Here is a 25610-nt window from a genome sequence, read left to right as displayed (position 1 = left end):
TTTGCTTGTTTTCCGGAGGCCGTCAGGCCTTGGGGGCGTTGCTGCCGCCGGCGATCTTTCCGCAGGTGCCGGCAGGCACGTAGATCCAGGCATCCGCCTGGTCGTCCATCGTCGAGGTGCCCGCGCAGGAATGCGTGGCTGTCTGGCAGTCGTTCTGCCCGGCCTTGACGATCCCGTAGCATTTCTCGAACGAGAACTCCGGCTGGGCGGCCGGTCCTGCCGATGCGGTCGACGCCGAGACGGAGGCGATCGCGGCAAGCGCGGAACTGATGAGCGTACGAGTGTTGATCATTGAACATCTCCTGGATTTGACGTTGTTCAAACCGGGTATCGGCCTGATACCGACAAGCTTCGCAGACCGCTCGAGCTCTTTGAAATGCTGTTCAGGCATGGTTTCGATAGGCCGAAAATATCCGCCGGTGACGGGCGCACCTGAGACGAAAAAAGCCCCCCGGATCGGGCCTATCGGGCCGTATCGGGAGGCAGGACTGCCGCGGGAGGGAGATGGCAAGGGAGGTGCGCTCGACCGGTGGCGACGCGCCTGATTGGTCGGGAAGCGTCGAACCGCCTAGAGGTAACGCGTACTGATATCGACGCTCGAACGCTTCCCTATCGCGTCATAGTTCGCCATCAGCCAGTCCTCCGCGCATTGTCGACCGCGGTCACGGAGGTCCACGAGGGCTCCCCACTCGGCATTCAGCTTGCTTGAGACGCTGAGGTTTCTCATTGTCTCGTCGTCGGAGATGCCGTGCACGAATATCCGTTTGAGCCCGAGGGAATTACCCGTCTCGGAATCGATCAGTTGCGTCACGAAAGCGATTGCTCGCATCTCCCTGAGCAGCGACGAATTGAAGCTGATTTCGTTGATCCTGTTCAGGATTTCAGCCGCAGTCCGCGGCAGTTCCGTTCGCTCGAGGGGATTGATGTGCACCACCAGCACATCCGGAGTATCGCAGCCGTAGATCAAAGGGAAAATTGCCGGGTTCCCCATGTAGCCGCCATCCCAATAGCCCTCGCCATCGATCTCGACGGCCTGGAAGAGGAACGGCAGACAGGCGGATGCCATCACCGCATCGATCGAGATCTCGTCATTGGAAAAAACCTTCACCTTGCCGGAGCGCACGTTGGTGGCGCAAATGTTCAGCTTCACGGGACAACGGGACATGCGGATCGCATCGAGATCGATCGACTGTTCCAGAACCTGGCGCAGCGGATTGTAGTTCAATGGGTTGAACTGGTAGGGCGATAGCAGCCGCGTCACCATGTCGAACACGACGAAGGCGGGCGAATACTCCAAGGATTTCGCCCCGGTCAGGCGGTCGAGCAAACTCGGCTGCAGAGGACTGAAGGCTGCCGCATGGCTGATACGACGCCAGAAATTGGCGAGAGCCCTTTGCGCGCCGCTGCGTCCACCCTCCGCAAGCCCATAGGCCAGGACGGCGGCGTTCATCGCGCCGGCACTGGTCGCAACGATGCCTTCGAAGGAAAGGTTCGCCTCGTCGAGCAGCCGGTCGAGCACGCCCCAGGTGAATGCGCCATGCGCACCGCCGCCCTGAAGCGCCAAGTTTATCGTTCGTGGTGGACGGACGTCCACGGACGCCCTTTCATGGTCGTGAGACGCCGGCAACTTCACGTTGGCGTGCTTGTTCATGGCTCTCCTCCTTTTTTGCCACGGGCAATCAATGCGCTGTCCATCCGCCATCGACGGGGATCGCCGCCCCGGTTATGGAGGCTGCGGCACTGGTGCACAGAAAGACGCTCAGCGCCCCCATCTCCTCGACGGTCGCGAAGCGCTTGGTCGGCTGGTTCTTCAGGAACACATCGCGGATGACGGCATCGCGCGCGATGCCGTGGGACTTTGCCTGGTCGTCAATCTGCTGTTCAACGAGCGGCGTCCACACATAGCCAGGGCAGATCGCATTCGCCGTTATGCCGAACTCGGCGCCCTCCAGAGCCAAGACCTTCGTCAGACCGACGAGGCCGTGCTTGGCCGCCACGTAAGCCGATTTGAACGGAGATGCGACGAGCCCATGAGCCGAGGCGACGTTGATGATGCGTCCATACCCGCGGGACTGCATTTGGCCATAGGTCGCCTGAACGAGATGGAACGCGGCGGAGAGGTTGACCGCCATGATCGCGTCCCACTTGGCGGCCGGAAATTCGGCAATCGGTGCGACATGCTGGATGCCGGCATTGTTGACGACGATGTCGACCTGGCCGAAGCGCGCGACGGCGCGCGCCACCATCATCCGGATCGCCTCGGGGCTCGACATGTCCGCGCTGTCGAACGCGACGTCGACGTCGTTTTCGTCCGCCATCGCAGCTCGTTGTCCCTCGATCTCGGCCGGGTTGCCGAAACCGTTGAGCATCACCGCGGCACCCGCCCTTGCCATTGCCTGTGCGATGCCGAGACCGATACCACTTGTTGAACCGGTCACGATGGCACTGCGGCCCTCGAGCGTCCTGCGCCCGAACATTGAATCGATCTCTGCGTCAGTTGCCTTGAGCATGTAACGTCTCCTCACGTCTCGGCCGAAGAGCCTTTTCGAGTAGAGGATGCCGCCATATTCATTCCAACTGAAATGCTACTGTGCTATGAAATCGATAGGTGAATTGCATTGGTACAGGCGCCACGCGCGTAGGAAGTTGGCCGCCTCGACAAAACCTTGCGGGGGCGGGCATGGATATTCACCACGTGCGGTATTTCCTAGCAGTCTGCGAGACGCGGAACTTCACGCGGGCGGCAGAAAAGTCCAACGTGACCCAGCCAGCACTCAGCCGGGCAATTCAACAGCTCGAAGACGAGGTCGGTGGGCTCTTGTTTCGGCGGGAACGGAACCTGACCCACCTTACGGATCTCGGAAACCTACTTCGACCACGATTCCAATCAATTCTCGACGAACTATCCGGCGTTAGGCAGGAGGCGTCGCGCTTCCTGTGCCTTGAGGATGCGCATGTGAAGGTCGGCATCATGTGCACAATCGGGCCGCGTCGGTTCACCGGTCTCCTGACCGACTTCAACATGCGCCACCGAGGCATCCAGCTTCAGCTCGTCGAAGGCGTGCCGTCCAGGCTTTCAGAGCTGCTTGAAGAGGGAGAGATCGATGTCGCTGTCATGGCGAGCAGCGACCGCTTTCCCGAACGCTTCGACGTGACGCCGCTGTTTCGTGAAAGATTCATGCTTGCCTTTCCCGCCGGTCACCGTCTCTGCCAATACGAGGCCGTTCCCATCACCGCGATAGATGGTGAAATTTACCTAAGGCGCGTGAACTGCGAATATTGGGATTATTTGACGGACCTATGCGAGTCCTCTGGCGTGAAGACGCGCATCTCCTATTCGAGCGAGCGGGAGGACTGGATTCAGAACATGGTGGCCGGTGGCCTCGGAATCTGCTTCATTCCCGAGTACAGTGCCGTCATTCCTGGCCTCCAGGTCCGCCCCGTAACCGAGCCGGAGGTTAGTCGGGAGGTCTGCCTCGTTACCGTCGCGGGTCGTCGGTTCTCGCCGGCCGTTGCCACCTTCGTCGCAGCCGTCAAATCTTACGGCTGGGCCACACCGCATTCCGGCATAGACATGCGCCGGTCGGCCGCCGATACCTCACCTCTTGCGCAATAGCTCTGAGCTATGGAATTCAAAAGCAGGCGGCATTTCTTTGTCGCCTGAATGTCCCGCAATCTCCTCATGCCGGCGGAATGTCTCCGGCCGGACCATAAAGGAGAAACGGACATGACCCAGAAATCCATTGCAGGTCGCCCCTCGTTGGTCGTCGCCGTGGCGCTCGGCCTCTTTGCAAGCGCACTCGCGTCGCCGTCGGCCATGGCGGGCGAATGCCCTAAGGATCAAGTAGCGGCGGATGCGATGGCGCCGGGCGCGACTACGCCGGAAGGTGTTACCGACGAAGTCCTCGCCTCCATCGATCTTTCGTCGAAGGGCGGCGACTGGAAAGGCAATGCGCTCAGGCTGCGAAAACTGGTTGTGCAGCCGGGTGGCGTCGTTCCGTGGCATGCGCATGATGCGCGCCCTGCCAATATCCTGATCCTTGAAGGCACCATCACCGAATACCGCAGCAGCTGCAAGGTGCCGATCGAGCACAAGGCGGGCGAGGTTACCGCAGAGTTCGGCGATCTTGCCCATTGGTGGAAGAACAACGGCAAAGAGCCGGCCGTGCTCTACTCCGCCGATATCCTGCCGCCGATGGCAGACAACGCCGACACCATGTGAACACGGCGACAGCACAACTTCCCTAACTCGGACGTTTCCGGCCACCGGCGGGAAACGTCTCCGCTCCAGGAGAAAAGGCGATGACGAATCTCGATCGCGCCGCGCTTGCGCCCGTCTCCATTCGGACGACCCCGGCGGCAGAACGCTTGCACTTCGGCATCATTTCACTCATCGCATTTCTGACGCTCGTCGATCTTTTCGCTGCCCAGGCGATTTTGCCGTCGCTACAGAGACAGTTCGCGGTCAGCCGTGCCACGATGGGCCTCGCGGTCAACGCCAGCACCTTGGGCATGGCGGTCGCTGGCCTGGCGGTCGGCATATTCGGACGCTCGCTCGACCGGCGCAACGGGATTTCGATCAGCCTGACCTTGCTTGCCGTGCCGACGGCGCTGCTCGCTGTTACCCAAGACATAATGCTTTTCGCCGGCCTCCGCGTGGCGCAGGGCCTGTGCATGGCCACAGCATTCACACTCAGCATGGCTTATCTCGCGGAACACTATCCGGCCGACCGAGCAACGGGTGCGCTCGCCGCCTATATCACCGGCAACGTCGCAAGCAATCTCTTCGGCCGCACCCTGTCGGCTTGGGTGGCTGATACCGGCGGTCTGTCGATCAACTTCCTGACCTTCGCCGTCCTCAATCTGGCGGGTGCGGCGTTGGTCTGGACCACATTGAAGCGCACGGAACACATAATGCCGAACCGACAGATGCGCAGCATCAACGGGAGCTGGCGCTGCGTGCTTGGCAACCGGGGGCTGCAGAGCATGCTTGCTGTCGGCTTTCTGATCCTCTTCGTGTTCATTGGGACCTACACCTACGTGAATTTCCGGCTCGTTGAGCTGGGTCTCTCGTCCATGCAGCTCGGGCTCGTCTATTTCGTCTTCCTGCCGTCACTGTTTACGACGCCACTGGGCGGGGTGATTTCGCGCCGCCTTGGAGCCGCACCGGCGATCACGCTCACCCTCTTTGTCGCGATCCTCGGTCTCATCGCCTTGTTGAGCAGCGGCCTTGCCGTGGTGCTCTCCGGTCTCGCGCTAATCGCCGTCGGCACTTTTCTCGCCCAGGCTCTGGTCACAGGCCAGGTGGGCCACATCGCCGACATCGAAAAGGCGGCCGCGAGCGGAGCCTATCTCGCCTCCTACTATACGGGAGGCCTGTTCGGCAGCCTGGTGGTCGGCCAGATCTACGATCATCTTGGATGGAGCTTTTGCGTGCTGGCGTTGGTGTTGACACTCGTGATCGCCATCCTGATGACGCTTCCTCTGCGAACCGAGCCACAAACCATAAAATCCGATTATCGAAACGGACACGAGACGGCATTACCAAAATCCAGCGGCCGCACGCATCCTTGACATGCCGCTTGGCAACACAGAGGAGTTTCAGATGATCACGATCAGCAATGGAATACGGTCGGCCGCCCTGATTGTCACGGCGGTCGCGGCGTCGGCTCAAACGTCGACAGCACAGGCAGGGAACAGCGACGGGGTTGTCACCGTCAAAAGCCGCTATTCGGTCGGCGAAACGGTAGACCGGATCAAACATAGCGTCGAGGAAAAGGGCATCACGCTGTTCAGCGTCATCGATCAGGCGAAGCTCGGCAACGCCGCCGGCAACAAGGTACTTCCGTCGCGCCTAGTGACATTCGGCAATCCAGCGCTTGGCACAACATTCATCACCGCCAACCCTCTCGCGGGTCTCGATTGGCCCGTTCGCGTTCTTGTCTACGAAGCAGAGGATGGATCCGTCTACGCTGCCTATACCGACTTCGAATGGATCGCCAAGCGCCATCGTATTGCAAACAGAAAACACGAATTCGTCATGGCGTCGGAGGTGATCAGGGCCGTTACCGATGACGTGAAGAAATAGTAACCCTTTAAGCGCTCGCCTAAGCTCTCTGAAATGAGTTGGCGAGCGCATGATCCGCATTGGTCCGCACTGAGCTTGCGATCTGAGCGTCGATTCGCGCTTGCCGAAATGCGTCGCTGGAAAGTGTTCCCGTCAAGCATATGGGATCTTTCTAGCCCGAACGTGAACATCCGCGCGGCGTGCAAATGGCTAGTGAAGAACGGCTCTCGACCCTGGCTGTGTAAAAACGCTGATGCCATGGCCAATTGTGGGATATGAGCGTTGCTCAAGCGTCATGGTAGGCGGTTTTTGCCTTCGAGCGCCCTCCAGATGCCGAATTGGCCTCTATGCCGGCGTTTGACGGGAGCGTTTCATCCAATCGTGATGGGCGTGGCTATTACCCCTGTATTGCCGCCACCAGTGCCTTGGAGCCGATGATGTTCATGACCCGGGTCCATGTTATAGGCGAGTACGTGCAGCGCCATTTCCGCGCGCTCGTTCGGCAGCCGCTTGGTGAGGAAGTGCGTGGCTCCCATCCATGATTTGATCGTCCCGAAGGGGTGCTCGGCGGTCACGCGGCGTTGCCGCATCTTATCAGGATCAGCATCAAGCCTTGCCTGCATCGCCTCAAGGTGATGCTCCTGCTCCCAACGCTGAATGCGCCGATACTTGCTGGTCGTGCACTTGGACCGCATGGCGCAGCTTGGACAATTGCTCGACCAGTAGCGCCGGATCATCAGGTCCGCCTCTTCTCGCGTGTACCGATAGATCAACCGTTCGCCGGCCGGGCAGAGATAGACATCCTCGTCCTTGAGATACCGGAAGTCCTGCTTGACGAAGAGCCCCTTGATCCGATTGGCCGACGTCATGGGCTTGGGCATGGTCACCGTGATCTTCTGCTCGACGCAGGCGAGGACCTCTTCGCTGTTAAAGTAACCGCGGTCAGCCACGACCTCGAGATGGTCTGCCTCAAAGGCTTGCTTGCTGGCCTTGGCCATGTTGGCAAGTTGCGCCCGGTTGCCGACATTGGTCACCTCATGGGCAACGATAAGGTGATGTTCGGTGTCGACTGCGGTCTGAGTGTTGTAGCCGACCATGCCCGAGCCTCGGCCGCTGGTCGCCATTGACCGGCTATCGGGATCGGTGAACGATACCTGCTGGTCGGGCGTTTCCAGCATCTCCTTTTCGATCTCCTTGAGCCGAACCACCTCCTGTCGAAGCCTTCAACCTTCTCCTGCAGGCGCTCGATCTTGGCGGAATGAATGTCGTCGCGCTCCTGCCGGTCGGCGCCGTCCATCTGGTGGAGATAGCGGGCAACGCTCTCTTCGATCTGCGCCATGCTTGCCCTTGGTGAAGTTCCGGTCTCGGTTGTTGACCGCCTTGAACTTGCTGCCGTCGATCGCAACACTCGGCTTGGCGAGAAGCCCTATCTCGCGGCACAGCCGCACAAAGCCGGTACAGACCTTCTTGATGGCACCACCGTTATCGCGTCGAAAATCGGCGATGGTCTTATGGTCAGGCACAAGACGCCCAACCAGCCACATCACCTCAATGTTGCGTCCAGCTTCGCGTTCGAGACGTCGGCTCGACTGGATTCGGTTCAGATAGCCGTAGATGTAGAGCTTGAGCAGGATCGAGGGATGATAACCGGGGCGCCCGGTATTGCTTGGCTCACAGCGTACAAAACCGAGATCGGCCAGATTGAGCTCATCAACGAAGACGTCCACCACCCGAACCGGGCTATCCTCATGCACCCAGTCATCCAACTGCTCGGGAAGCAGTGTACTCTGGCTCCTGTCGACACCCTCGATATACCGCTTCATGAATCCCCTCGACTCATGTCAAAGGCTATCAGGTTCGGCGTTTTCACACAGCCTGGACCCGTAGCGGTCGCCGGTGATGGGCAAAGAGAACGTCGCAACTCCACCGCAAAGCGGATCTCGCAACCATCCTTTGTTCGGCGTTCCGTGACCATGCTAAAATGCTAATTTACGGAGCTTCGCGAGCGACAAGCCGGCGTTGTCTTGAGAGCGCGAGCTTGCTCGCTTCCAGACGTCGGGAAAAATGCAAATGTCGCCTCAACCTGAAAGGACAGGCAGGTGGACGTTGTCAGTTGGTTGCGCTCACTAGGGCTCGAGCAGTACGTCGGTTCGTTTCACGACAACGCAATCGATGGCGATGTCCTGCGCGACTTGACAGACCAGGACTTGCGCAACCTGGGCGTTTCTGCGCTCGGGCACCGAAAGAAGCTTCTTGACGCAATCAGGAGATTGAAAGCGTCTGGCGACGACGGGTGGCCCGCCCCGGCAGTGCATAGCCCCGCGAGCGAGCGTCGGCAGGTAACGGTCCTCTTTGCAGATATAGCCGGATTTACGGCCCTCAGTCGCGAACTCGATGCCGAAGAGCTGCACAAGGTTGTGGGCGGTTTCTTCGAGCGTGTGGATCCGATCGTCGTGGCTCACGGCGGCTACCTGAACAAGCACATCGGTGACTGCGTGATGGGCGTCTTCGGCGCACCCATATCCTATGGCAACGACGCCGTTCGTGCAGTCCATGCAGCCTTGGAGATACGCGATGCTGTTTCAGAACTTGCCGACGTCCATGGTCGGAGGCTCCAGATTCATGCTGGAGTCGCCGGAGGTCAGGTCGTCGCAAGCACGACTGGCAGTGTCAGCCACCACGAATACACTGTGACAGGCGAATCCGTAAATCTCGCCTCCCGACTCGCGGCCGCGGCGCCGCCCGGAGACATCCTTATCTCCGATGCCGTGATGAGGATGACACGCGGCAAGATAGACTGCGTGGACGGGGGCTGGCTGAACGTGAAGGGCTTCGCAGAACCTGTACGGGCGTGGCAAGTAGTGCGATGCAGAACGGAGGCTTCCACTGACGCAGGCCCTCTCGTTGGCCGCCAGGCAGAGCTTCAGATATTCGGGGCGGCAGTGGCATCGTGCCGAGCGTCAGGCAGAGGTCAGGTGTTTTACGTTCGCGGCGAAGCCGGAATCGGCAAGACCCGCCTAGTCGAGGAGTTCCAACGCGTCGCCCGCGACGGCGGGTTTGATTGCCACGCCGCCCTCGTGCTCGACTTTGGGGGCGGCGCTGGCCGTGATGCTATCGGCGCCCTGGTGCGCAGTCTTCTGAACATCTCCTTGACCGATGGACCTGCAGCAAGCCAAGCCGGGCTCGATTCAGCCTTGGCCGCAGGACTGGTGAACCAAGACGAGCTCGTTTTCCTGGACGATCTCCTTGACCTACCGCAGCCGCCCGACCTTCGAGTACTTGTGGATGCTATGGACAACGAGGCTCGGCGAGCTGGCAGGATAAGGGTTCCCGCCAGTCTGGTGCAGCGTGCGAGCCGCGCCCGGCCGATTCTCATTATCGTCGAGGATGTTCATTGGGCCGATGAGACAACGCTGGCACAGCTCTCGGAGATCGCACTCGCGACTGCCCGCAGCAGATCCATTCTCGCGATGACGTCGCGCGTCGAGGGAGACCCTTCTGGTTCCGGGTGGCGTGAGGAGGTTGCCGAAGCCTCCCTCGTCACGCTCGACCTTGGACCTCTGCAACTCGAAGACGCGCGTGCACTCGCGAGCGGACTGCTGGCCGCCAGTAGCAGCTTCGTGGAACGCTGCGTCGCGCGTGCAGCAGGCAATCCGCTGTTTCTGGAGCAGCTCCTGGCCGAGACGCAGCAGAGTCTTGGCGCACAAGAAGTTCCCGGTTCGGTGCAGAGCTTGATGCAGGCTCGCGTCGACCGTGTTGACCCTGCAGACAGGACCGCGCTCCAGGCTGCTTCCATCTTGGGCCTCAGGGTCGAGCTTGGGGCCCTGCGGTATCTCATAGGTAAGCCACATTACCAGCCGAACCAGCTGATCGAGCACCGTCTTCTCAGATACCATGGCGAGGCGATCATGTTCAGCCATGCGCTAATCCGGGATGCGGTATACGAGACGTTGCTTCGGAATCGGCGCCGTGATCTCCATCTTGCGGCTGCCGAATGGTTTGCAGCCAGTGACGATCCAGTTTTGCGGGCGGAACATCTCGATCGCGCCGAAGACACCAGGGCAGCCGCCGCCTACCTGTCGGCAGTGCAGCTGCTGGTCGGGAGCTATCGGTACGAAAACGCGCTCCGCCTCTCAGACCGGGGCCTCGAGATTGCCGCCCTCCCTGTCGTTCGGTACGAGCTAGCCCAATCAAGGGCCGAAATCCTGGAGCAACTGGGCAGGGTCCGGGACGCGGTGGCGGCCTACGACCTCGCACTGACGGCAGCGATCGACGATCGGGCCCGTTGCAGCGTACTGATCGGCCGTGCAGGAGCGAGGCGCACCATTGATGACATGGACGGAGCCTTCGCTGACCTGGAGCAGGCAGAGAACACCGCTTCGCAGCTTGGATTCACGGCGGAACTGGCCCGCATTCACTTTCTGCGCGGCAATCTCTATTTCCCGAGCGGCAACGCCGAAGCCTGCAGTCACGAGCACGAGCAGGCTCTGGAGTTGGCGAAGAGGGCTGGCTCGGTCGAGCTCGAAGCCATGGCGCTAGGCGGCCTCGCCGACGCGCAGTTCATACGCGTCAGAATGGTGTCTGCTTACGAGCTGTTTGAGCGCTGTGTGAGCCTCGCCCAAGAGCATGGGTTCGCCAGGATTGCTGCGGCGAACCGCCCGATGGCGGCCATGGCGCAATTCTACTCAGGAAGCGCGGCGGCGGCTTTGGAGATCGCCTTGCTGGCTATAGCCGAGACAGCAAAGATTGGCCACAAAAGGGGGGAGATACTTGCCCAAAACGCCGCCGCCCTCTGTTATCGCGAGCTGCAACAACATGGCAAAGCGCTCGATCACACGCAGGCAGCCTTGAAACTGGCGATCTCGGTCGGTGCAAGGCGATTCGAAGCTCTCAGCTTATATATACACGCCAGCCTGTTGCGCCTTTCGGGCGACAGTGATGGCGCGCTTGATCATGTGAAACACGCGCTCGCAATCGCACGCGAGACAGGAATAGGTTTCGCGGGGCCGCGCGTTTTGGGCGAGCTGGCGTTGATCACCGACGATCCGGAAGTCCGGGCATCGTCGCTCGGCGAGGCAGAGGGACTACTTGCGAGAGGAGCGGCCGTGCTTAACCAGCTGGAGTTCAGGAGGTCTGCCATCGAGGCCTGCATCAAGGGCGGCGATTGGGACGCGGCGGAGCACCATGCCAAAGTGCTTGAGGATTATACCCGTGCAGAACCCCTTGCCTGGGCAGAGCGAGTGATCGCACGAGCGCGTGAGAGCGTCGCGGACCATCGCTTCCGAGCCATGTCCACACCTGGCAAAGGGGAGCAGTCCTAAGCAATCAAATGCTGGGTTGAATAAGCCAGTAAGCCGTACTGTCGGCTTCATGCGCGTTTTTCTTAATGGAGCCAGAGCCTTTCCCGGCAAACTCCTTGGAACTCATTGCGGAGGCCGCGTCGTGCCGCGGCAAGTTACCCACAGACAACACTTGAACGTCGATTTCGTCCGCTACCAAGCCGTTCGGTAGAACCGCCCCGAACGGCGATTTTCCACCCTGTTGCGAATTTGGGAGAACGGGGAAAGCGACCCCATCGCGGACCTCTCATGTGCAACTGTAGCCTTGCCAGAAGCCGAGGGACACGATGATATAGACCTATAGTTTGGCAGGGGGCGCGGGCGCATGAGCGAGGTACTCGATGCCATTGTGGTTGGCGCCGGCTCGGCGGGTCTCGGCGTCAGCTATTTTCTAAAACGGCTGGGCTGCAATCATCAGGTGCTCGATCGAGGCCGGATCGGCGAGACCTGGCGAACGCAGCGATGGGACTCGTTTCGACTGAACTCGCCGACAATCCGCTCCATCTTACCCGATGACTCATACGGGGGACCCGATCCAGGGGCGCAATAACCCACCACGAGTTCGCGGCATATCTCGAAGGCTATGCCGAGCGACACTGCTTGCCGGTAAGCACCCAAACCCCAGTGAAGGAGCTGACGAAAGACAATGGGGTCTTTCGCGTCACAACGGCGGGCGGCGCGCTTCTGGCCCGCAATGTGGTGATCGCCACCGGCGATCAAAATCAACAGGTCCGGCCACCAGGGTCAGCGGATTTGCCAATCACCATTCACCAGGTAGATTCTTCGGCGTATGGCAGCGTAGCCGATCTAGAGAATGGCGCGGTGCTGGTGGTCGGCAGCGGACGATCGGGCGGCCAGATCGCCGAGGATCTGGCACTAGCTGGGCGCGTGGTCTTCGACCAGTCGCAACGGCCGTTGGGTGCGGCACTATCGCGGCGGCAACATACTTAATTGGCTGACGCTGGCCGCCTTTCTCGATGTCCCCCGCAAGGAACTCGTCCTCCCTCCGGCAAGCTTCCAGCCCGCGCGCTGGTCGGTGCGACCCACACGATCAGCCTGCAATCGCTTGGCGCGCAAGGGGTGGTGTTGCTTGGCCGTTTCAGGGGCGTGGAGAATGGGCAGCCTCATCTTCGGCGACGAGCTCGAAACCAACATGCGGTTTGCTGACGAAGTTTCCGCGAACGCGAAGCGGCTGATCGACGAATACATCAAGCGTGCCGGGCTCGATGCGCCCCCAGCCAAGGACGATCCCGCCGAGACGGTTGAACCGCGTCTGCCCGATCCTCCGATCCGGTCCATCGACTGTACCGCCAACGGCATCAGATCGGTGGTCTGGTGCACGGGCTTCACCGGCGATTTCTCATGGGTCCGGCTCCCTCGCTCTCGACGCAGCCGGTCAGCCCGTACACGAGGATGGAGTCGCCACCAATCCGGGGCTGTTTTTTGCCGGCCTCGATTTCGGATCGACGCGAAAATCAGGCACCATTCCCGCTATTGCAGAGGAGGCTGCTCGCCTGGTCGAGCGACTCGTCAGCAGTAACGCGGCCGACTTGCGGCAGAGGGGGCGCCTAACGGTTAGAATGCGGGATAATTGTGCTGAGAACAATTCAGACTTACGACCCGCTGGTCCACTGTTTCCACCCTACTGCGACGATGGGGAACGGGAATGATCGAAACGTCTCGCTTGAAAGTCAGTGCAGCGCTTCGACGCTCCCAAAAGGCGATCGCTGAGGACGCTGTTTCGGCACTCGTGCGTGTCAGCGCCTGCGCTGTCTGCGCGCCCTGGAAGTAGTAGGATAAAGCTGGCCATCGGGAGGGTGGGCAGAGAAATGGAGAGGCGGCTCACGGCGATCCTTTCTGCCGATGTGGTCGGCTATAGCCGCCTCATGGGAGAGGATGAGGTCGGCACCCTTGAGCGGTTGAAGACCTGCCGCCGAGAGTTAATCGATCCCACGATCAATAGCTTCCACGGCCGCATCATCAAGCTGCTGGGCGATGGTGCGCTGGTTGAGTTCGCGAGTATCATAGATGCGGTCCAATGTCCTTGCGGCTGCCAGCCGACCCGGGCGAAGGGCGATCATGCTGTCGCTGGTCGCAACGCTGCTCGTCGCGGTCACCGCGATTGTCTTCGGGTGGCAGCGGCAGTTCGCACCGCAGCATCCATCACTCGCGGTGCTTCCGTTCGCCAATTTGAGCGGCGACCAGGCCCAGGACTATTTCAGCGAGGGCATTACGGATAACCTGATCACCGATCTCGCCCGGCTCTCTAACCTCGACGTCATCGCCCCGCAATGCGGTGTTTGCCTACAAGGGCAAGCCCATCGATTTGGCCGAGATCGGACGCAATCTCGGGGTGCGCTATATCGTCGAAGGCAGCGTGCAGCGGACCGGCGAGCAAATCCGCCTCAATGCGCGATTGATCGAGGCGGCAAGCGGCGACCTTCTGTGGGCTAATCGATTTGTCCGCCGCGCGGCGGATTTGTTTGCCATTCAGGACGAGATAAGCCGCCAGATCGCCAAGGCGCTCGGTCTCGAGTTGACGCAGTACGAGACCGAGCGGATTGTCCGGCCGCCGACCGCGAACCTAGAAGCATACGACTACTATCTGCGGGCCGAGCAGGCGGCGAGGACCGGAACTCCTTCCCGGATGTTGGAGGCGCGGAGACGCTTGACCCCGGCTTTGCAGAGGCGTTCGCCGCCGACGCCCGAGCCACGGCTTACGTCTGGCGAAGCACCTTCGACGACGTTCTCCAAAGCGCGCTGGCGCGCAAAAGGGCCTACGACAAGGCGAGCCGCGCCTTGTCGCTCGACCCTGATCTGTCATCGCCGTATGCCGTTCTTGCCATCATCCAGGTCGTGGACCGCCGCTACGAGGAGGCGATCGCCTCGAAACTCGGCGAGTGTGACGTGGTTTTCCTCGCCGGCTACCATCAGCGGCGTTGCGCCCGCTTTATTTGCCGCGTCGTCGAGCGTCGCGCCGCGGAAGATCAGCAGCCTGGTGATCGGCAAACTACCAGAATAGGCCGCGGCATGAAGCGGTGTAAAGCCGCCCGAATTGCGCGCCATGACGTCGGCTCCCTTATCGATCAGCAATTCCACTATCCGGGGCTGGTCTGCGAGTGCGGCGTTGATAAGAGCCGTTGCCCCCGTCGCGCGACCGGCTGTCGACATCGGCCCCTGCGGCAAGAGCCCGCTCGACCGCTGCTGCGTTTCCGCTTGCTACCGCGTCGAACAACGGGCTTCCCGCGGTGGCCGTCGTCACCGTGAGAATCAAAGCTAATGACGTCAGCACCGCGCGCATTACAAAACCTTGGATCCTAGCATAACACGCGTCAGAACTTTTCGGCACACCTCACTGGGTGAGCCCGCGCCGCTTCCACCCAGCGGACACACATTGTGATTTTGGAAGTTCGAGATTGAGCGTAGCGTAGTTGCTCAGAACTTCGGCGCCATCCGTTTCTGGAGACAAGCCCATGGCCATCATCGATCGTGAAGAACTGTTGCATCTGCTCGACCGTCGTCGCTTCCTCATCGGTAGCGCAGCCCTGGCGTCGATATCGCTGATGCCGTGGAAGGCGCTCGCGCTTTCCGCCGCCCCCTACCGCTTCATGCAAGGCGATTTCGAAGTGATCGTGCTGAGCGACGGTTCTCTGAGGCTGCCACTCAACATCATGGCTACCGATGCCTCTCCGGAACAGCTTGCAGATATTGCCAAGCGCCTCGGCTGGTCGTCCGGCAAAGCCGAGCCGGCTGCCAACATCCCGTTGCTGAGAAAGGGCAGCGATCTCATCCTTATCGACAACGGTTCAGGCAACAAGTTCCAACCAACGGCAGGCAAGCTTGCTGAAAACCTGAAAGCGGCGGGCATCGAGCCGGGCGCGGTGACCAAGGTGGTGTTTACACATGCGCATCCTGACCACATTTGGGGAACGCTTACGGAAGGCAACAAGTTGTTCCTTCCGAACGCTACCTATTTCGTCGGCAGCGCCGAATGGAACTTTTGGACCGACCCCGGGCTCCTATCAAAAATGCCGGCCGAGATGGCAGATTTCGTGAAAGGCGCTCAGCGTGACCTCGGCGCGGTCAAGGGTCGCGTAACAATGGTAAAGGGCAGCGATGAGATCGTGCCCGGTCTGTCAGTGCTCGACACGCCGGGCCACACGCCCGGCCATATCTCACTCGAGGTCGCGGGTGGCGAGGGGCTCATCATAGCTGCCGATGCAATGAGCAACGAAATCATCTCGTTCGAGCATCCGGAGTGGAAGTTCGGCTTCGATGCCCAGCCGGATCTGGCGATCGAGAACCGCAAAAAACTGCTCGATCGCGCCGCTACCGACAAGGTTAAGATGCTGGGCTATCACTGGACCTATCCCGGGGTGGGTTTTGCCGAGAGAAGAGGCCCCGCCTACGTTTTCGCAAGGACGAGCTAGTTTCGGCACGTTTTCAGTTCCTGCGGCCTGATGTGCGCTCGCAGGAAGGCGTTCGATGGGTCGGACGCAACCGTCGCGCCAAAGGCGGCTCATCGGTGCGAACAGACCGGAATGACTAGGCGACCGAACTGCGGAGCCGACCCTTCCAAGACGGATCTGAACGGGAAAAATCGACCCGTTCAGGACCCTGACGACCGAGATGGGGTTGTCCTTCGTCAAACCCAAGCGGCTTTGCTAAGTTACCAGCTGCTCGGGGCGGGCGGATTTATGAAGCCGGTTCATCATCGCCGCGCCGTTGTTCATACATGTCCCACGCAACATCCACCAATGAAAGCAGTACGTCTTCCTCACACCATCCGGCTGCCACCGCAGATTGGACAATCGCCTGGATAACAGGCTGCAGCTGGCGCCCGCATGCGGTTAATAGATCGACGGCGCCTTCCTCCGCAGGAGGACCTGCAAACACAAACCCTGTCATTGGACCCCCAACTCGAGCTTGTTCTGTTCCCGGCGTTGATGCCTGTCCCAGATACAAGCCCGTCCCCCTCTCCGTCCATTCGGGACTCCTAATTTATGGGTTTCCGATAGACAACTGGATCGCCATAGAAGGACCCGCAAGCGGTTTCAATCACCATTTGTGGGGAGATAGAAGAGGAAGGCCACAGGGCAAGAGAGTGAGCTCGGTTCGGGCGGCGACAGATCGCAGCCGTTGCTGGCCCGGATGCGTGCACGCAATAACCCGAGGCACTGCTTCAATGGCTCGTGAGCATTAGCTTTCTTGGGTGTCGCACGATCGACATTCGGCTAGCGCTGAACGGGGCGCAGCCGCCTATAACCGGCTCTCGCTGCTTTTGCACTCCCGCGTATAACTCCACCACACAAATGCAGTTGGGGCTAGACCATCGAGTGTTGGTTGCCCTCATACGCGCCGCCTCTTGCCCTTAGGTAAGCGGGTTGCTGCCTTGTCGCGTTAAGCGGCAAAGCGAGAGAGGGGAAAACGTCCCGTGGCTCGTTCCCTCGCTGCATTGACGTCCAGAGTTACGTGCAGACCCATTCGCGGATTCCGCACTGGTTCTCCTGACCGCCACAGAGGCTCAAGGCCTTTCGTTCCGCTTCGCGACGGGTCGTCGCCGAAGCGGAACCCCAGGACGGGGTTCCAGCACGGGAGGTCTCACCTAGCGACAGAGCTGCACAATGCTCATACGGAAAACCCGTGCCGTCGTCGTCATCCCAATGGCGGTGGTTGCGAAACACTTCGACCACCTTACAAGCCGCGCCGTCCGCATTCTTGCAATGTTCGAGCGCGGCATCTTCCGCTTCGGTCCTCTTGTCGGCGCCCCAGAAGAAGCCATGCCGGCCATCCACGGGCGAGAATGCGATCGCGCCCCAGATGCCCTTCTCCTCGTGCCCGGGCTCAGGCTGCTGCGTCACCAGATCGGCAGCATTGCTGGACGAAATGCCAATGATGGCGGCAATCAGTATGGGCCAAAAGCGACGGCTGAACGGCATGTTTGTGCTCCCGAGCTGAGTTGATCAGGCATTAATTCCCAAGCGCCGACCGTCACCCCGCCATTCTCGCGACGGAAACGACCACGCAGGCATTTCCGGTGGGAACCAGAAGAGCCTGACCGCCATCGTTGCCGAGATTGAAAAGCATCGTGTTCGAAAGGTTGTCCGCCAGGACGCTGCCCTTCGGGAGGGTCTGCACGATTTCCTGGCATGTCCTCTGGAATGGCGCCACCCGTACGAAGCTTCCCTCGCAACCCTCACCGATGGGCGAAGCGAACACGACACCCGCCGCCTGTGCCTTGTAATCGGGAAGGTCATAGGTCATCCCGGCAATGGCCTGCACTGGATGGGTATCGGGGGACGACGTGTTCCATTGCGTTTGCTCGGTATATATCGTGCCCAAGGTCAGGGCCTGCCCGAGCGCGGCGAAGACCTTGGCGCAAGTGCGGACGCCTGCCTGGTTCGCATGCTTTTCAAACGGCGTTTCAGAGGCTGCCGTGCTTCCTGCCGCCGGCTTATTCTCTGCGGGTTTATTTTCTGCCGCCTTGCTTTCGGCCGGCGCTTGCGACTGAGCCGAGGCGGTCTCCGCGATAAATCTTCCGAGGGGCGGATAGAAATAGAACGAGAGAACCACAGCCGCAGCGACCACGACGGCGAACATGCCGGCCAGCGCGGCGTTTCGCAACACCCGCCACACCGACCGACGTGCCGATGGTGGACTTGCCGGCGGCTCGGGGGGTGCAAGCGTCTGAGTGCCGGTCAAAATTCTGTCCTGGATGGATTGGCGGGTCATGTCGTCTCTCGTTAGTTGATGGCTGACAGTGCAGAGTTAACCCCCTTGAAAGGGGCATCGAGGCTGACCGCCGGTCCTGAAGGTGGGATATAGGAAACGTTGATGGTGGCCTCTTCGCCGATTTGCTGCCGAAGAATCGGGCCGACGGGCACGTAGCCGACGCAAACCTTGCTGTCGCAGGCGCTCAGTTGTACGTCGACGGGCTTTTCCCGTCCCGCGATCCCGAGCGAAATCTTGCTCCCCTTACCGAGCTCAGCGGGCGCTCGCAGGATCATGAAGGGCTTGCCTTTCTCATCGGCGGCCAGAGACCAGCTGAAAATAACTGCCTGATTGTGGTCAATGAAGGATTGGCTGATGTTGCACACCTTGTGCTTGGCCTTGAGGTTCTCATCGCAGACGAGATCCCAATTCTCGAAAGGTTGGATGATCCGGCGATAGCTGCCCAAGGGAACGCCTTGCGGCGGCACCACCTCCGACGGTTTTATCCGGTAGGGTGCAGTTTCCTGGCCAGCGACGGGCGAGCCGGCAGCCAGGAGCAGGCAACCCGCTGCGAGGAGGACGAGCCGCCCTGCACCAGCTTGGTGTCGCATGCGCATGGGCTCAGCAGGTGAACGGAACATTGACGAAAAAGAACTTCATGACGGGATCCGCAGGGTTTGGAGACCGCGACGAACACCCGTCGCGACCGCGCAGTGGAAGGCAATCAACGTCCATGCGACGGAACTTCCATGGGATTGTCGTTTGCCATCTCCTCGTGATCCTCAATTCAGGGTTACGCTGAGGCCTGCCCCGACGCCCCACGCACCGCCCGCGGTCGTGCCGGAAAGATTGGCGCGAACACGCCCGTCCTCGCTGGTGTAGCCGGCTCCGAATGCAAAAGCTCCCTCGTTGCGCCAATAGCCGCCGCCTGCCGCGACGCTGAGCTTACCGGGCCTATCGTCATAGCGCAGCGAAGCCGCCGCCAGACCGATCGCCGCCGCCTGCCGAGCCTCGCTCCGGATGTCGCCTATGTCGGTATTGAGCTGGCTGAGCCTGGAGTCCGTGTAGGCGTTGGCCGAGCTAAGAGTCGTTTCCGCCACCTCGTCGGTATAGTCGCGTGCCTGGCCGACCGCCCAGGTCGCCCGTTCGTCCGAATAGGACTTCGATTCGGTCAAGATGGTTTTCATCTGCCCCACGTTCACCGCATCCGTGTCGGCCACGCCGGCCCCGACATTGCGGATGATGACAGGCGCGCTCGGATCGCCGCCCACCAGTGTCAACGAGTTCGCTCTCGTGCCGTCCGGGTTTTGGTCATATTTGACCGCGGTCTCCTCAAGATCGCCAATTCCCGACTGCAGGGATTCGACTGCCTGATTGGTCGCATAAAGCTGGCTGCCGTTGATGGCGTCGGTGGATGTGGCGCTGATTCGTCCTGCAGCCACATTGGTGATTGTGCGTTCGCTGCCGACGCCGCCAACGCTCACCGTGCTCGTCGGGCTCGTGCCCGCGAAGGTGTAGGCGACGCCGTTGATCGTGGTGCCGGTGGTTGCCACTGCGGCCGCGGTTGTCGAGCCTGCGCCGAGTGCGACGCTGCCCAGTTCATTGGCGGTAGCGCCGGCGCCGAGCGCCATCGCCTGGATGCCGTTCGCAGTCGAATTTGTGCCGAGCGCGACGCCGTCGGCCAAGTTGACAGTCGAGTTTTGGCCGATGGCGATGCCGCCCGGCGCCGTCATCTGGACCACGGCGCCGTTGCCCATGCCGATGCCGTTGTCGCCGTTGACGGTCGTGCGCGGCCCGATCGCAACGGAATCTAGGCCGACCGCAAGTGAATCCGAGGCCGTCGAATTGGCGTGGAAGTATTGGGTGCCCGACACCGCGAACGAGGCCAGGGCCCCCTTGAGCTGGCGTATGGTGACTGCATCCTGGTCCTCCGTGCCGTCGGCGACGTTGGTGATCTGCCGGTAGGACGTCGAGTTGCCCACCGAGACCGCGCCGAGCAGGGTCTTGTCCGTTGTGTTGTACGGAATGATGTCGGTGCCGGAGATGATGCTGCCGGACGCCGGCGCAATCGCCCGGTCGGCGACTGAGCCCGAGCCGAGCGCCACGGCGCCGAGCACCGTCGACTGGGAGTTCTGGCCGATGGCGAGCGAGGCGCCGGCGCTTGCCAGGGCGTTTGGACCCGCCGCGAAGCTGTTGTTGCCTGTGGCAACGCTCTGCGGGCCGATGGCGACCGAATCGGTTCCCACGGCGCTTGAATCTGCAAGCGTCGAATTGGCGTGGAAATATTTGATCCCGCCGCCGTTGATGGCGTCATCGAAGCCGGTCAGGCTGTTGTCGATGGCCGTCAAGGCGCCGCCCACCGTCGTGTAGGTGCTTCCCGCGATCGTGTAGGTCGGGCTGCTGACGGTGCCGTCCGGGTTGACGATGGCGCCGCCGCCGAGAATGTTGGCGATGCTCAGCGACGTGCCGTAGAGCTGCGAGCCATTGATCGCTTCGGTCGAGGTCGAGGAGACCGTCCCGTCCAGAAGCCCGCTGATGCCGGTGCCGTTCATGAAGAGGCCCGCGGCGTCGAACACTTGCCCGCTCGACAGCGTCAGGCTGTCGGCGGTGAGGGCCGGCGTCGTGGCGATCGTGATATCCGTGCCGCTGCGCGTGACGGAGATGTTCTGCCCGTTGAGGAACTGCACCGTCCCGCCCGGAGCGACATTCGTTGCGGCACCCCCGTTGGCCTGCAGGTTCCAGCCGGCCGAGGCCGTGCTGTTCAGCGCTGACAGGGCGGACTGCACGCTGTTGTAGGTCGTGCCGCCAATCGCAAGTCCCGCCGTCACCTGGTTGGTGGTCGGATTGTAGGCAGAGGTGCCGCCGATCGCGGTCGACACGCTGGTCCCAAACGTGTCGAGATCGGTCCCGACTGCCGTGATCGCCTGGTTCGTCGCGAAGAGCTGCGAACCGTTGACCGCGTCGGTCGAAGTCGAGGAGATCCGGCCCGCCGCCACATTGGTGATGGTGCGCTCGGCGCCGGCAGCGCCGACGCTGACTGTCGAGGCCGGGGCCGTGCCGGCGAAGTTGTAGGTTGTTCCATTGATGGAGGTGTTCGGCGTGGCGACCGCAGCGGCCGTGACGCTGCCGGAACCGAGAGCCACGGCTCCGGCATTTGTGGCGGTTGCACCGGCGCCAAGCGCGATCGCGTTGGCGGCAGCGGCATTGGCCTGGCTGCCCATGGCGATGGCGCTTGCGCCATTGGCGATGTTGCGGTCGCCGATGGCCACGGCGCCCTGGCCGGTCACGGTGTTCTGATAACCGATGCCGACCGCACCCTGCGCCGCGACGCCCGGCGTACTTACCGCCTGTCCGCCGCCGCCGACCATGTTGGTATTGCCCATGGCCACCGAGCCGTTGCCGGTGGCGCTGTTGTCCATGCCCTGCGCCACGGCGCCGTCGCCGGTGGCGGTGTTGGGGTCGCCGATCGCCACCGCGCCGTTGCCGTTGGCGACGTTGCCCGAGCCGATGGAGACTGCCTTGCCGCCGGTGGCGGTCGAGCCATTGCCGATAGCCACGGCATCTTCGCTATCGGCGACGGCGCTGGTCCCCATCGCGACGGCGTTCGCCGCCGAGGCATTGGCGTTGTTGCCGATAGCCGTGGCGGTGAGGCCCGCGGATTGCGCACCAGAACCGGCCGCGATCGAGCTGATTCCGCTGGCTGTGGCCGCATTGCCCAGCGCCAGTGCGAAGTTGGCCGACGCGGCGGCATTCGCTCCGAACGCTGCCGAGCTTGTCCCGGTGGCACTGGAACTCGTCCCGATCGCAGCAGCGAACTGGCCAGCCGCCACGCTTTGGCGTCCGATCGCGGTGGCGTCGGCCACGTTTGCCGTCACGTCCGTGCCGATGGCGATCGCGCTCTCAGCGAGAGCACCCGTTCCGGCGCCGGTGCGCCCGCCCAGATAGATGGCGTTCACTCCGGTGGCGGTTGCTCCAAAGCCAATGGCAGTGCCGTTGGTCTGGCTGGCTTTGGCATTGTGGCCGATCGATGTCGTCCCGTTGGCGGCGACGCCAATGCCGGCATTGGTTCCGATCGCGACATTGTCGCTGCCCGTAACCAGGCTGCCTGCGGAGGCCGACAGGCTAGCATCGTAGGCAACGGTGCCATCGCCGGTTCCCATGGCGACGTTGCGCGCGCCCGTCACGCCGGAACCGGCGCCTCGCATCACGCTGGCGATGCCACCGCCCATGGCGGTATTCTGCGCGCCTTGAACGAGCGTGCCGGCAGCAATGCCAACCGCAACGGAGCTGGCATTGCCCGTGGTAGATCCGGCGCCGGCACCCTGGCCCACAGCAACGGTGCTTGCACCAATGGCCAAGGCCTGCGCACCGAGTGCGGTCGCGCTGTTCCCCGTCGCCTGGGCGCGGTTGCCAACGGCGGTGGCGGCACTGTCTGACGCTATGCTGAGGCGGCCCAGTGCTACAGCGCCCGGCCCTGAGGCTGCGCTCTGAAGCCCGATCGCGATGGCCCATGAGTCGCTTGCTTCTACGTCCGTGCCGATTGCGATAGCTCCGCCGCCCGTGGCGCCCGTGCCGGGCACCGTGCGCGCGCCGAGATAGATCGAGTTGACCTCCGATGCGATCGCCCCGACGCCGATCCCGATGGCGTTGGTGGCGCTGGCATTGGCGTTGACGCCCTCGGCAATCGAGCCTGATCCGGATGCCGACGCGTTGCCGATGGCGATGGAGTTGGGAGCCGTCGCCGAACCGCCGCCAGCGGCATATTGTGCATGCGCGGGAACGGCGTGAAGCGCCGATAGGACCAACAGCGCCACACCCGCGCACTTGCCCGCCGGAGCAACGGGCGTTCCTGACGATCCTGCGGCACAAGATGCGTTTCCAAACCCGAGCGCACCAAGGCCGATCCGATTACGCTTCACGCCAAGCGCGAGATGTGCCATGCGCAGGACGGCCATGAGGCGACGGCGAAGCGAACGGTCGCTCTTTTCCGCACCAAGAATCCAATTTCCTGCAAAGCAGGTGAGACCGCGCCGGGCAGCAGTTCCTCGCATGGCTATCATCGGGTGAGTATCTCCTCTACCGCTCTGCTCTCGATCGCGGCAGGCTCCGCCGGCCCCGCCACCGATGTGTTTCTGTTCAAGAATGGTTTGAGGTGGCTGGCAGCGGCACCATGCGCCAGAAGCGCATGACCGTGCTTTCCACCGATTGCTTCGATGCTATCCAGCGTGCTCATCAGCCAAGCATCGCCCTCCTCCGGCACCGCTTGCAGAGCCGTCGCGGCTCGCTCGGCCGGGATCACCTCTTTGAGATGGGATTCGATCGCCTCGAGTTGCCGGGCGCCAGCCTCGCTCGCAAGGAGCACTGCTGCAAGACCGTAGACGTAGTGGGCAAGCAGCAGGTCCCGTTTGGCTTCGGATAGCGCGCTTCCGTAACGCTCTTCGAGCGTCTCCAGTGCTCGCCGCACCGATTGGTCAACGGCTTCGGAAAGTGTTTGCCGCATGTTCGGGGCCGCTTCGCCGCTCATCCCCGAAGCCTCCTAGCCAGGACGTCGAATGCCGCCCTGCGGCTGAAGACCCGCGTCCAGCCTCGCGGTATCGTTCCCCATCCCCCGGCACTCCAGTTCTCCATCGTCATCCAGCCCCACCCGGACGCAAGCCTCGCGAAATAACCTCTGCTGCCATGTGGCACCCCTCACGCAGCACCGTCTGTCGTTGCATCCAGCCGCTCAAACATCGACAGTTCGGCGCTTCATGCGTGTCACACGCCGGGCCGGCGGTATTTCAGGAAATTGCTCCGCATATCAGAAGATTGCTGGAAAGACGCCTTCAATGAAAACTCGTCACCTTTTTATCACACTGATTTTATGGGGGATTTTCTTTAGAAGTTGCTTTATCAGTAATGTTTTGGTCGTAGCAGGAGCTAGAGTCTCATCCGTATTTCCGTCGGGGTAATGTCCCGGTGTTTCCGCATAACGGCAGTAAGGTGGCTTTGGCTCGAGAAGCCGCTGAGATAGGCCACTTCGGCGATCGTCAAATTGTTGTCGCCCAGCAATTTTTCCGCAAACGACAGCCGTAGCGCCAGCACATATTGGTGCGGCGGCTGCCCGAATGTCTTGGTGAAGGCTCGAATGAAATAGTATGGCGACAGCCCGGCTATCGCAGCAAGCTCCGCCACTGTCATTTTACGGGTGAAGTTCTCATGCAGGAATTCCCGGATTCTGCGAGCGCCTGCAGCGGAAAGACCGCCCTTCACGTCCGCAGGTTGCTTGCGCGCCGCCGAGTAGCCTCTCAGCAGATGAATGCCGAAGAGGGTGACGAGCGAGTCCACATAGATTTCGCTTGGCGGCTCCTGCTGTATCAGTTCCATTTTCAACAGTTCGGCAAACCGCAGAGCTTTCAAGTCGACGGTCCCGAATGCCGGCGGCTGAAGTGCTACCTCGCCAAGCTCCAGTTCACGCATGGCGAGATCAAGAAGGCTTTCCGACCTGAAGGCAACAATCAGCTCTTCTCGCGTGCTCGTCCATTCCGCCCTCACCTCAACATGCGGCGGCTGGATGACGATAGCACCCACGGGAGCGTCGTATTCCTGCATCCGGTCGCTGCCAAGAGCGGCTCGGATCCGTTGCGCCGGCGCGAGCATCACGGCGGCAAAGTGATTCTCGGCTACCAGCGTCTGCGATCCGGGAGGCCGGATAGCATGGATCGCCCCGCCTCTGGCCGTTGCCAGTCGCGGCCCAGCCGACGCCGGAATGACGTTGAGGATCTCAGAGTCCCCGCTTGCGTGAACGATCGTTTCGCTTTGCTGCACGTCTGTATCTTCTATCGTTGAGTCGGATATTTGCGGTGCAGTCCTCAATTGTAACGCGATAAGGTTGCGATGAGCGACCGAAGAGCAATTCGACGTTAGCCGGGTCAATCATAGCGATCGATCTTGACCGAGGAGTCTTTGGTTGAGTACGCAACGACCAGCAGAGTCGGCTCCCATATAGAACAAGCATGACAGAAGCTTCAAAATCCGTTACGGACCATGCTTTCGGCTGTACATGTTGCGAGGATCTTATCCGCAAGACGCAGAAATCGGACGGGCGCCCAGCACGTGGCGTCTGGCAGAGGCGCCCTTGCATCAGAGGCGCCGCCATCGAGGCCCCTTGCCCTTCGCACAACGGCCAAGGGCTTGCCGACCGAAGATGACGACGCTGCAGAGCGTGCGATTCACCCGGCGTATGTTTCTCGGCCGAAACCCAGTTTCCGCAGGACCACTTGTGCACGTTCAAAGGCGGCCACAAGGGCGCATTCAGCCTCGATCAATTGCTGTATGAGCGTGCAGCGTTGTTCGGCTATTATCCGAGATTGGGATAGTAGTGCGTCCAGCTCTACGGCCGGCGCCTTCTGCGCCTTAAGATCAACCCATTGCTGCAGTATGGCTCGTCCTCGCCTGTCGAGTTCGTGCTTCTGCTGCCGAAGTCGGTCGGCACGGCAATGCGCCTTATTATA

General features: G+C 61.4%; 18 protein-coding genes and 3 pseudogenes. 10 read left to right on the top strand and 11 right to left on the bottom strand.

The genetic code is table 11. The annotated features are described in order from the left end of the window. Window positions 1-22: 22 nt before the first annotated feature. The 3 genes from CO656_RS24335 to CO656_RS24325 form a co-directional block, all read right to left on the bottom strand. On the bottom strand, window positions 23-292 hold the full coding sequence (locus CO656_RS24335) for a DUF2282 domain-containing protein (RefSeq protein ID WP_018237578.1): 270 nt from the start codon (window positions 290-292) through the stop codon (window positions 23-25). Window positions 293-568: 276 nt separating this feature from the next. Next, window positions 569-1651: a patatin-like phospholipase family protein gene (locus CO656_RS24330; protein ID WP_097527436.1), complete on the bottom strand. Its 1083-nt coding sequence runs from the start codon at window positions 1649-1651 to the stop codon at window positions 569-571. A gap of 28 nt (window positions 1652-1679) precedes the next feature. Further along, the gene (locus CO656_RS24325; RefSeq protein WP_050988194.1) at window positions 1680-2510 is read right to left on the bottom strand and encodes a 3-hydroxybutyrate dehydrogenase; all 831 of its coding nucleotides are present in this window, start codon (window positions 2508-2510) and stop codon (window positions 1680-1682) included. 170 nt (window positions 2511-2680) lie between these two features. Between CO656_RS24325 and CO656_RS24320 the strand changes: the two genes are divergently transcribed. The 4 genes from CO656_RS24320 to CO656_RS24305 all read left to right on the top strand — a co-directional run bounded on the left by CO656_RS24320 (window position 2681) and on the right by CO656_RS24305 (window position 6088). Next, on the top strand, window positions 2681-3616 hold the full coding sequence (locus CO656_RS24320) for a LysR family transcriptional regulator (protein WP_097527435.1): 936 nt from the start codon (window positions 2681-2683) through the stop codon (window positions 3614-3616). A 111-nt stretch (window positions 3617-3727) separates the two neighbouring features. Then, complete coding sequence (locus CO656_RS24315; RefSeq protein ID WP_097527434.1) at window positions 3728-4222, top strand: cupin domain-containing protein; 495 nt, start codon at window positions 3728-3730, stop codon at window positions 4220-4222. An 80-nt stretch (window positions 4223-4302) separates the two neighbouring features. After that, window positions 4303-5574, top strand: a complete 1272-nt coding sequence (locus CO656_RS24310) for an MFS transporter (RefSeq protein ID WP_097527433.1) — start codon at window positions 4303-4305, stop codon at window positions 5572-5574. A gap of 31 nt (window positions 5575-5605) precedes the next feature. Further along, complete coding sequence (locus tag CO656_RS24305) at window positions 5606-6088, top strand: DUF302 domain-containing protein (RefSeq protein WP_037416013.1); 483 nt, start codon at window positions 5606-5608, stop codon at window positions 6086-6088. 376 nt (window positions 6089-6464) lie between these two features. Here the strand turns inward: CO656_RS24305 and CO656_RS24300 are convergent. After that, window positions 6465-7890 (bottom strand): annotated as a pseudogene (locus CO656_RS24300) (IS1182 family transposase). A gap of 276 nt (window positions 7891-8166) precedes the next feature. On the opposite strand from CO656_RS24300, the gene CO656_RS24295 reads away from it, so the two are divergent. The 5 genes and pseudogenes from CO656_RS24295 to CO656_RS24285 all read left to right on the top strand — a co-directional run. Beyond that, window positions 8167-11388 (top strand): adenylate/guanylate cyclase domain-containing protein, encoded by a 3222-nt coding sequence (locus CO656_RS24295; RefSeq protein ID WP_097527432.1) that lies wholly within the window; start codon window positions 8167-8169, stop codon window positions 11386-11388. A gap of 343 nt (window positions 11389-11731) precedes the next feature. Continuing rightward, on the top strand, window positions 11732-11956 hold the full coding sequence (locus CO656_RS31450; RefSeq protein ID WP_337441767.1) for an NAD(P)-binding protein: 225 nt from the start codon (window positions 11732-11734) through the stop codon (window positions 11954-11956). Beyond that, the gene (locus CO656_RS31445; protein ID WP_337441769.1) at window positions 11926-12357 is read left to right on the top strand and encodes an NAD(P)-binding domain-containing protein; all 432 of its coding nucleotides are present in this window, start codon (window positions 11926-11928) and stop codon (window positions 12355-12357) included. Before CO656_RS31450 ends, CO656_RS31445 begins: the two co-directional genes overlap by 31 nt. A 163-nt stretch (window positions 12358-12520) precedes the next feature. Continuing rightward, entirely contained in the window at window positions 12521-12946 is a 426-nt protein-coding gene (locus CO656_RS31440) for a hypothetical protein (protein WP_337441766.1), read from the top strand. 289 nt (window positions 12947-13235) lie between these two features. Then, a pseudogene (locus tag CO656_RS24285) lies at window positions 13236-14289 on the top strand (hypothetical protein); the annotation flags it as partial. 6 nt (window positions 14290-14295) lie between these two features. On the opposite strand, the pseudogene CO656_RS24280 reads toward CO656_RS24285, so the two are convergent. After that, window positions 14296-14707 (bottom strand): annotated as a pseudogene (locus CO656_RS24280) (ankyrin repeat domain-containing protein); the annotation flags it as partial. 172 nt (window positions 14708-14879) lie between these two features. On the opposite strand from CO656_RS24280, the gene CO656_RS24275 reads away from it, so the two are divergent. Continuing rightward, complete coding sequence (locus CO656_RS24275; RefSeq protein WP_097527431.1) at window positions 14880-15836, top strand: MBL fold metallo-hydrolase; 957 nt, start codon at window positions 14880-14882, stop codon at window positions 15834-15836. Window positions 15837-16874: 1038 nt separating this feature from the next. On the opposite strand, the gene CO656_RS24265 is transcribed toward CO656_RS24275, so the two are convergent. The 6 genes from CO656_RS24265 to CO656_RS24240 all read right to left on the bottom strand — a co-directional run bounded on the left by CO656_RS24265 (window position 16875) and on the right by CO656_RS24240 (window position 25032). Next, complete coding sequence (locus tag CO656_RS24265) at window positions 16875-17345, bottom strand: DUF4189 domain-containing protein (protein WP_097527429.1); 471 nt, start codon at window positions 17343-17345, stop codon at window positions 16875-16877. A 52-nt stretch (window positions 17346-17397) separates the two neighbouring features. Continuing rightward, entirely contained in the window at window positions 17398-18138 is a 741-nt protein-coding gene (locus CO656_RS24260) for a hypothetical protein (RefSeq protein ID WP_144353234.1), read from the bottom strand. Between the two features lie 11 nt (window positions 18139-18149). Next, window positions 18150-18584 (bottom strand): invasion associated locus B family protein, encoded by a 435-nt coding sequence (locus CO656_RS24255; protein WP_348627681.1) that lies wholly within the window; start codon window positions 18582-18584, stop codon window positions 18150-18152. A 315-nt stretch (window positions 18585-18899) separates the two neighbouring features. Further along, window positions 18900-22931 carry a YadA-like family protein gene (locus CO656_RS24250; protein WP_337441765.1) on the bottom strand — a complete coding sequence of 1344 codons (4032 nt, stop codon included), beginning with the start codon at window positions 22929-22931 and terminating at the stop codon, window positions 18900-18902. A 242-nt stretch (window positions 22932-23173) separates the two neighbouring features. Further along, window positions 23174-23641 carry a hypothetical protein gene (locus CO656_RS24245; protein WP_097527426.1) on the bottom strand — a complete coding sequence of 156 codons (468 nt, stop codon included), beginning with the start codon at window positions 23639-23641 and terminating at the stop codon, window positions 23174-23176. Between the two features lie 395 nt (window positions 23642-24036). Next, the gene (locus CO656_RS24240; protein ID WP_245428542.1) at window positions 24037-25032 is read right to left on the bottom strand and encodes an AraC family transcriptional regulator; all 996 of its coding nucleotides are present in this window, start codon (window positions 25030-25032) and stop codon (window positions 24037-24039) included. Window positions 25033-25610 lie beyond the last annotated feature (578 nt).

This window comes from Sinorhizobium sp. FG01 (genome assembly GCF_002531875.1).
Classification (GTDB): Bacteria; Pseudomonadota; Alphaproteobacteria; order Rhizobiales; family Rhizobiaceae; genus Sinorhizobium; species Sinorhizobium fredii_C.
The sequence above is the reverse complement of the archived record's forward strand: the minus strand, read 5'-3'. Positions and strand labels throughout refer to the sequence as shown.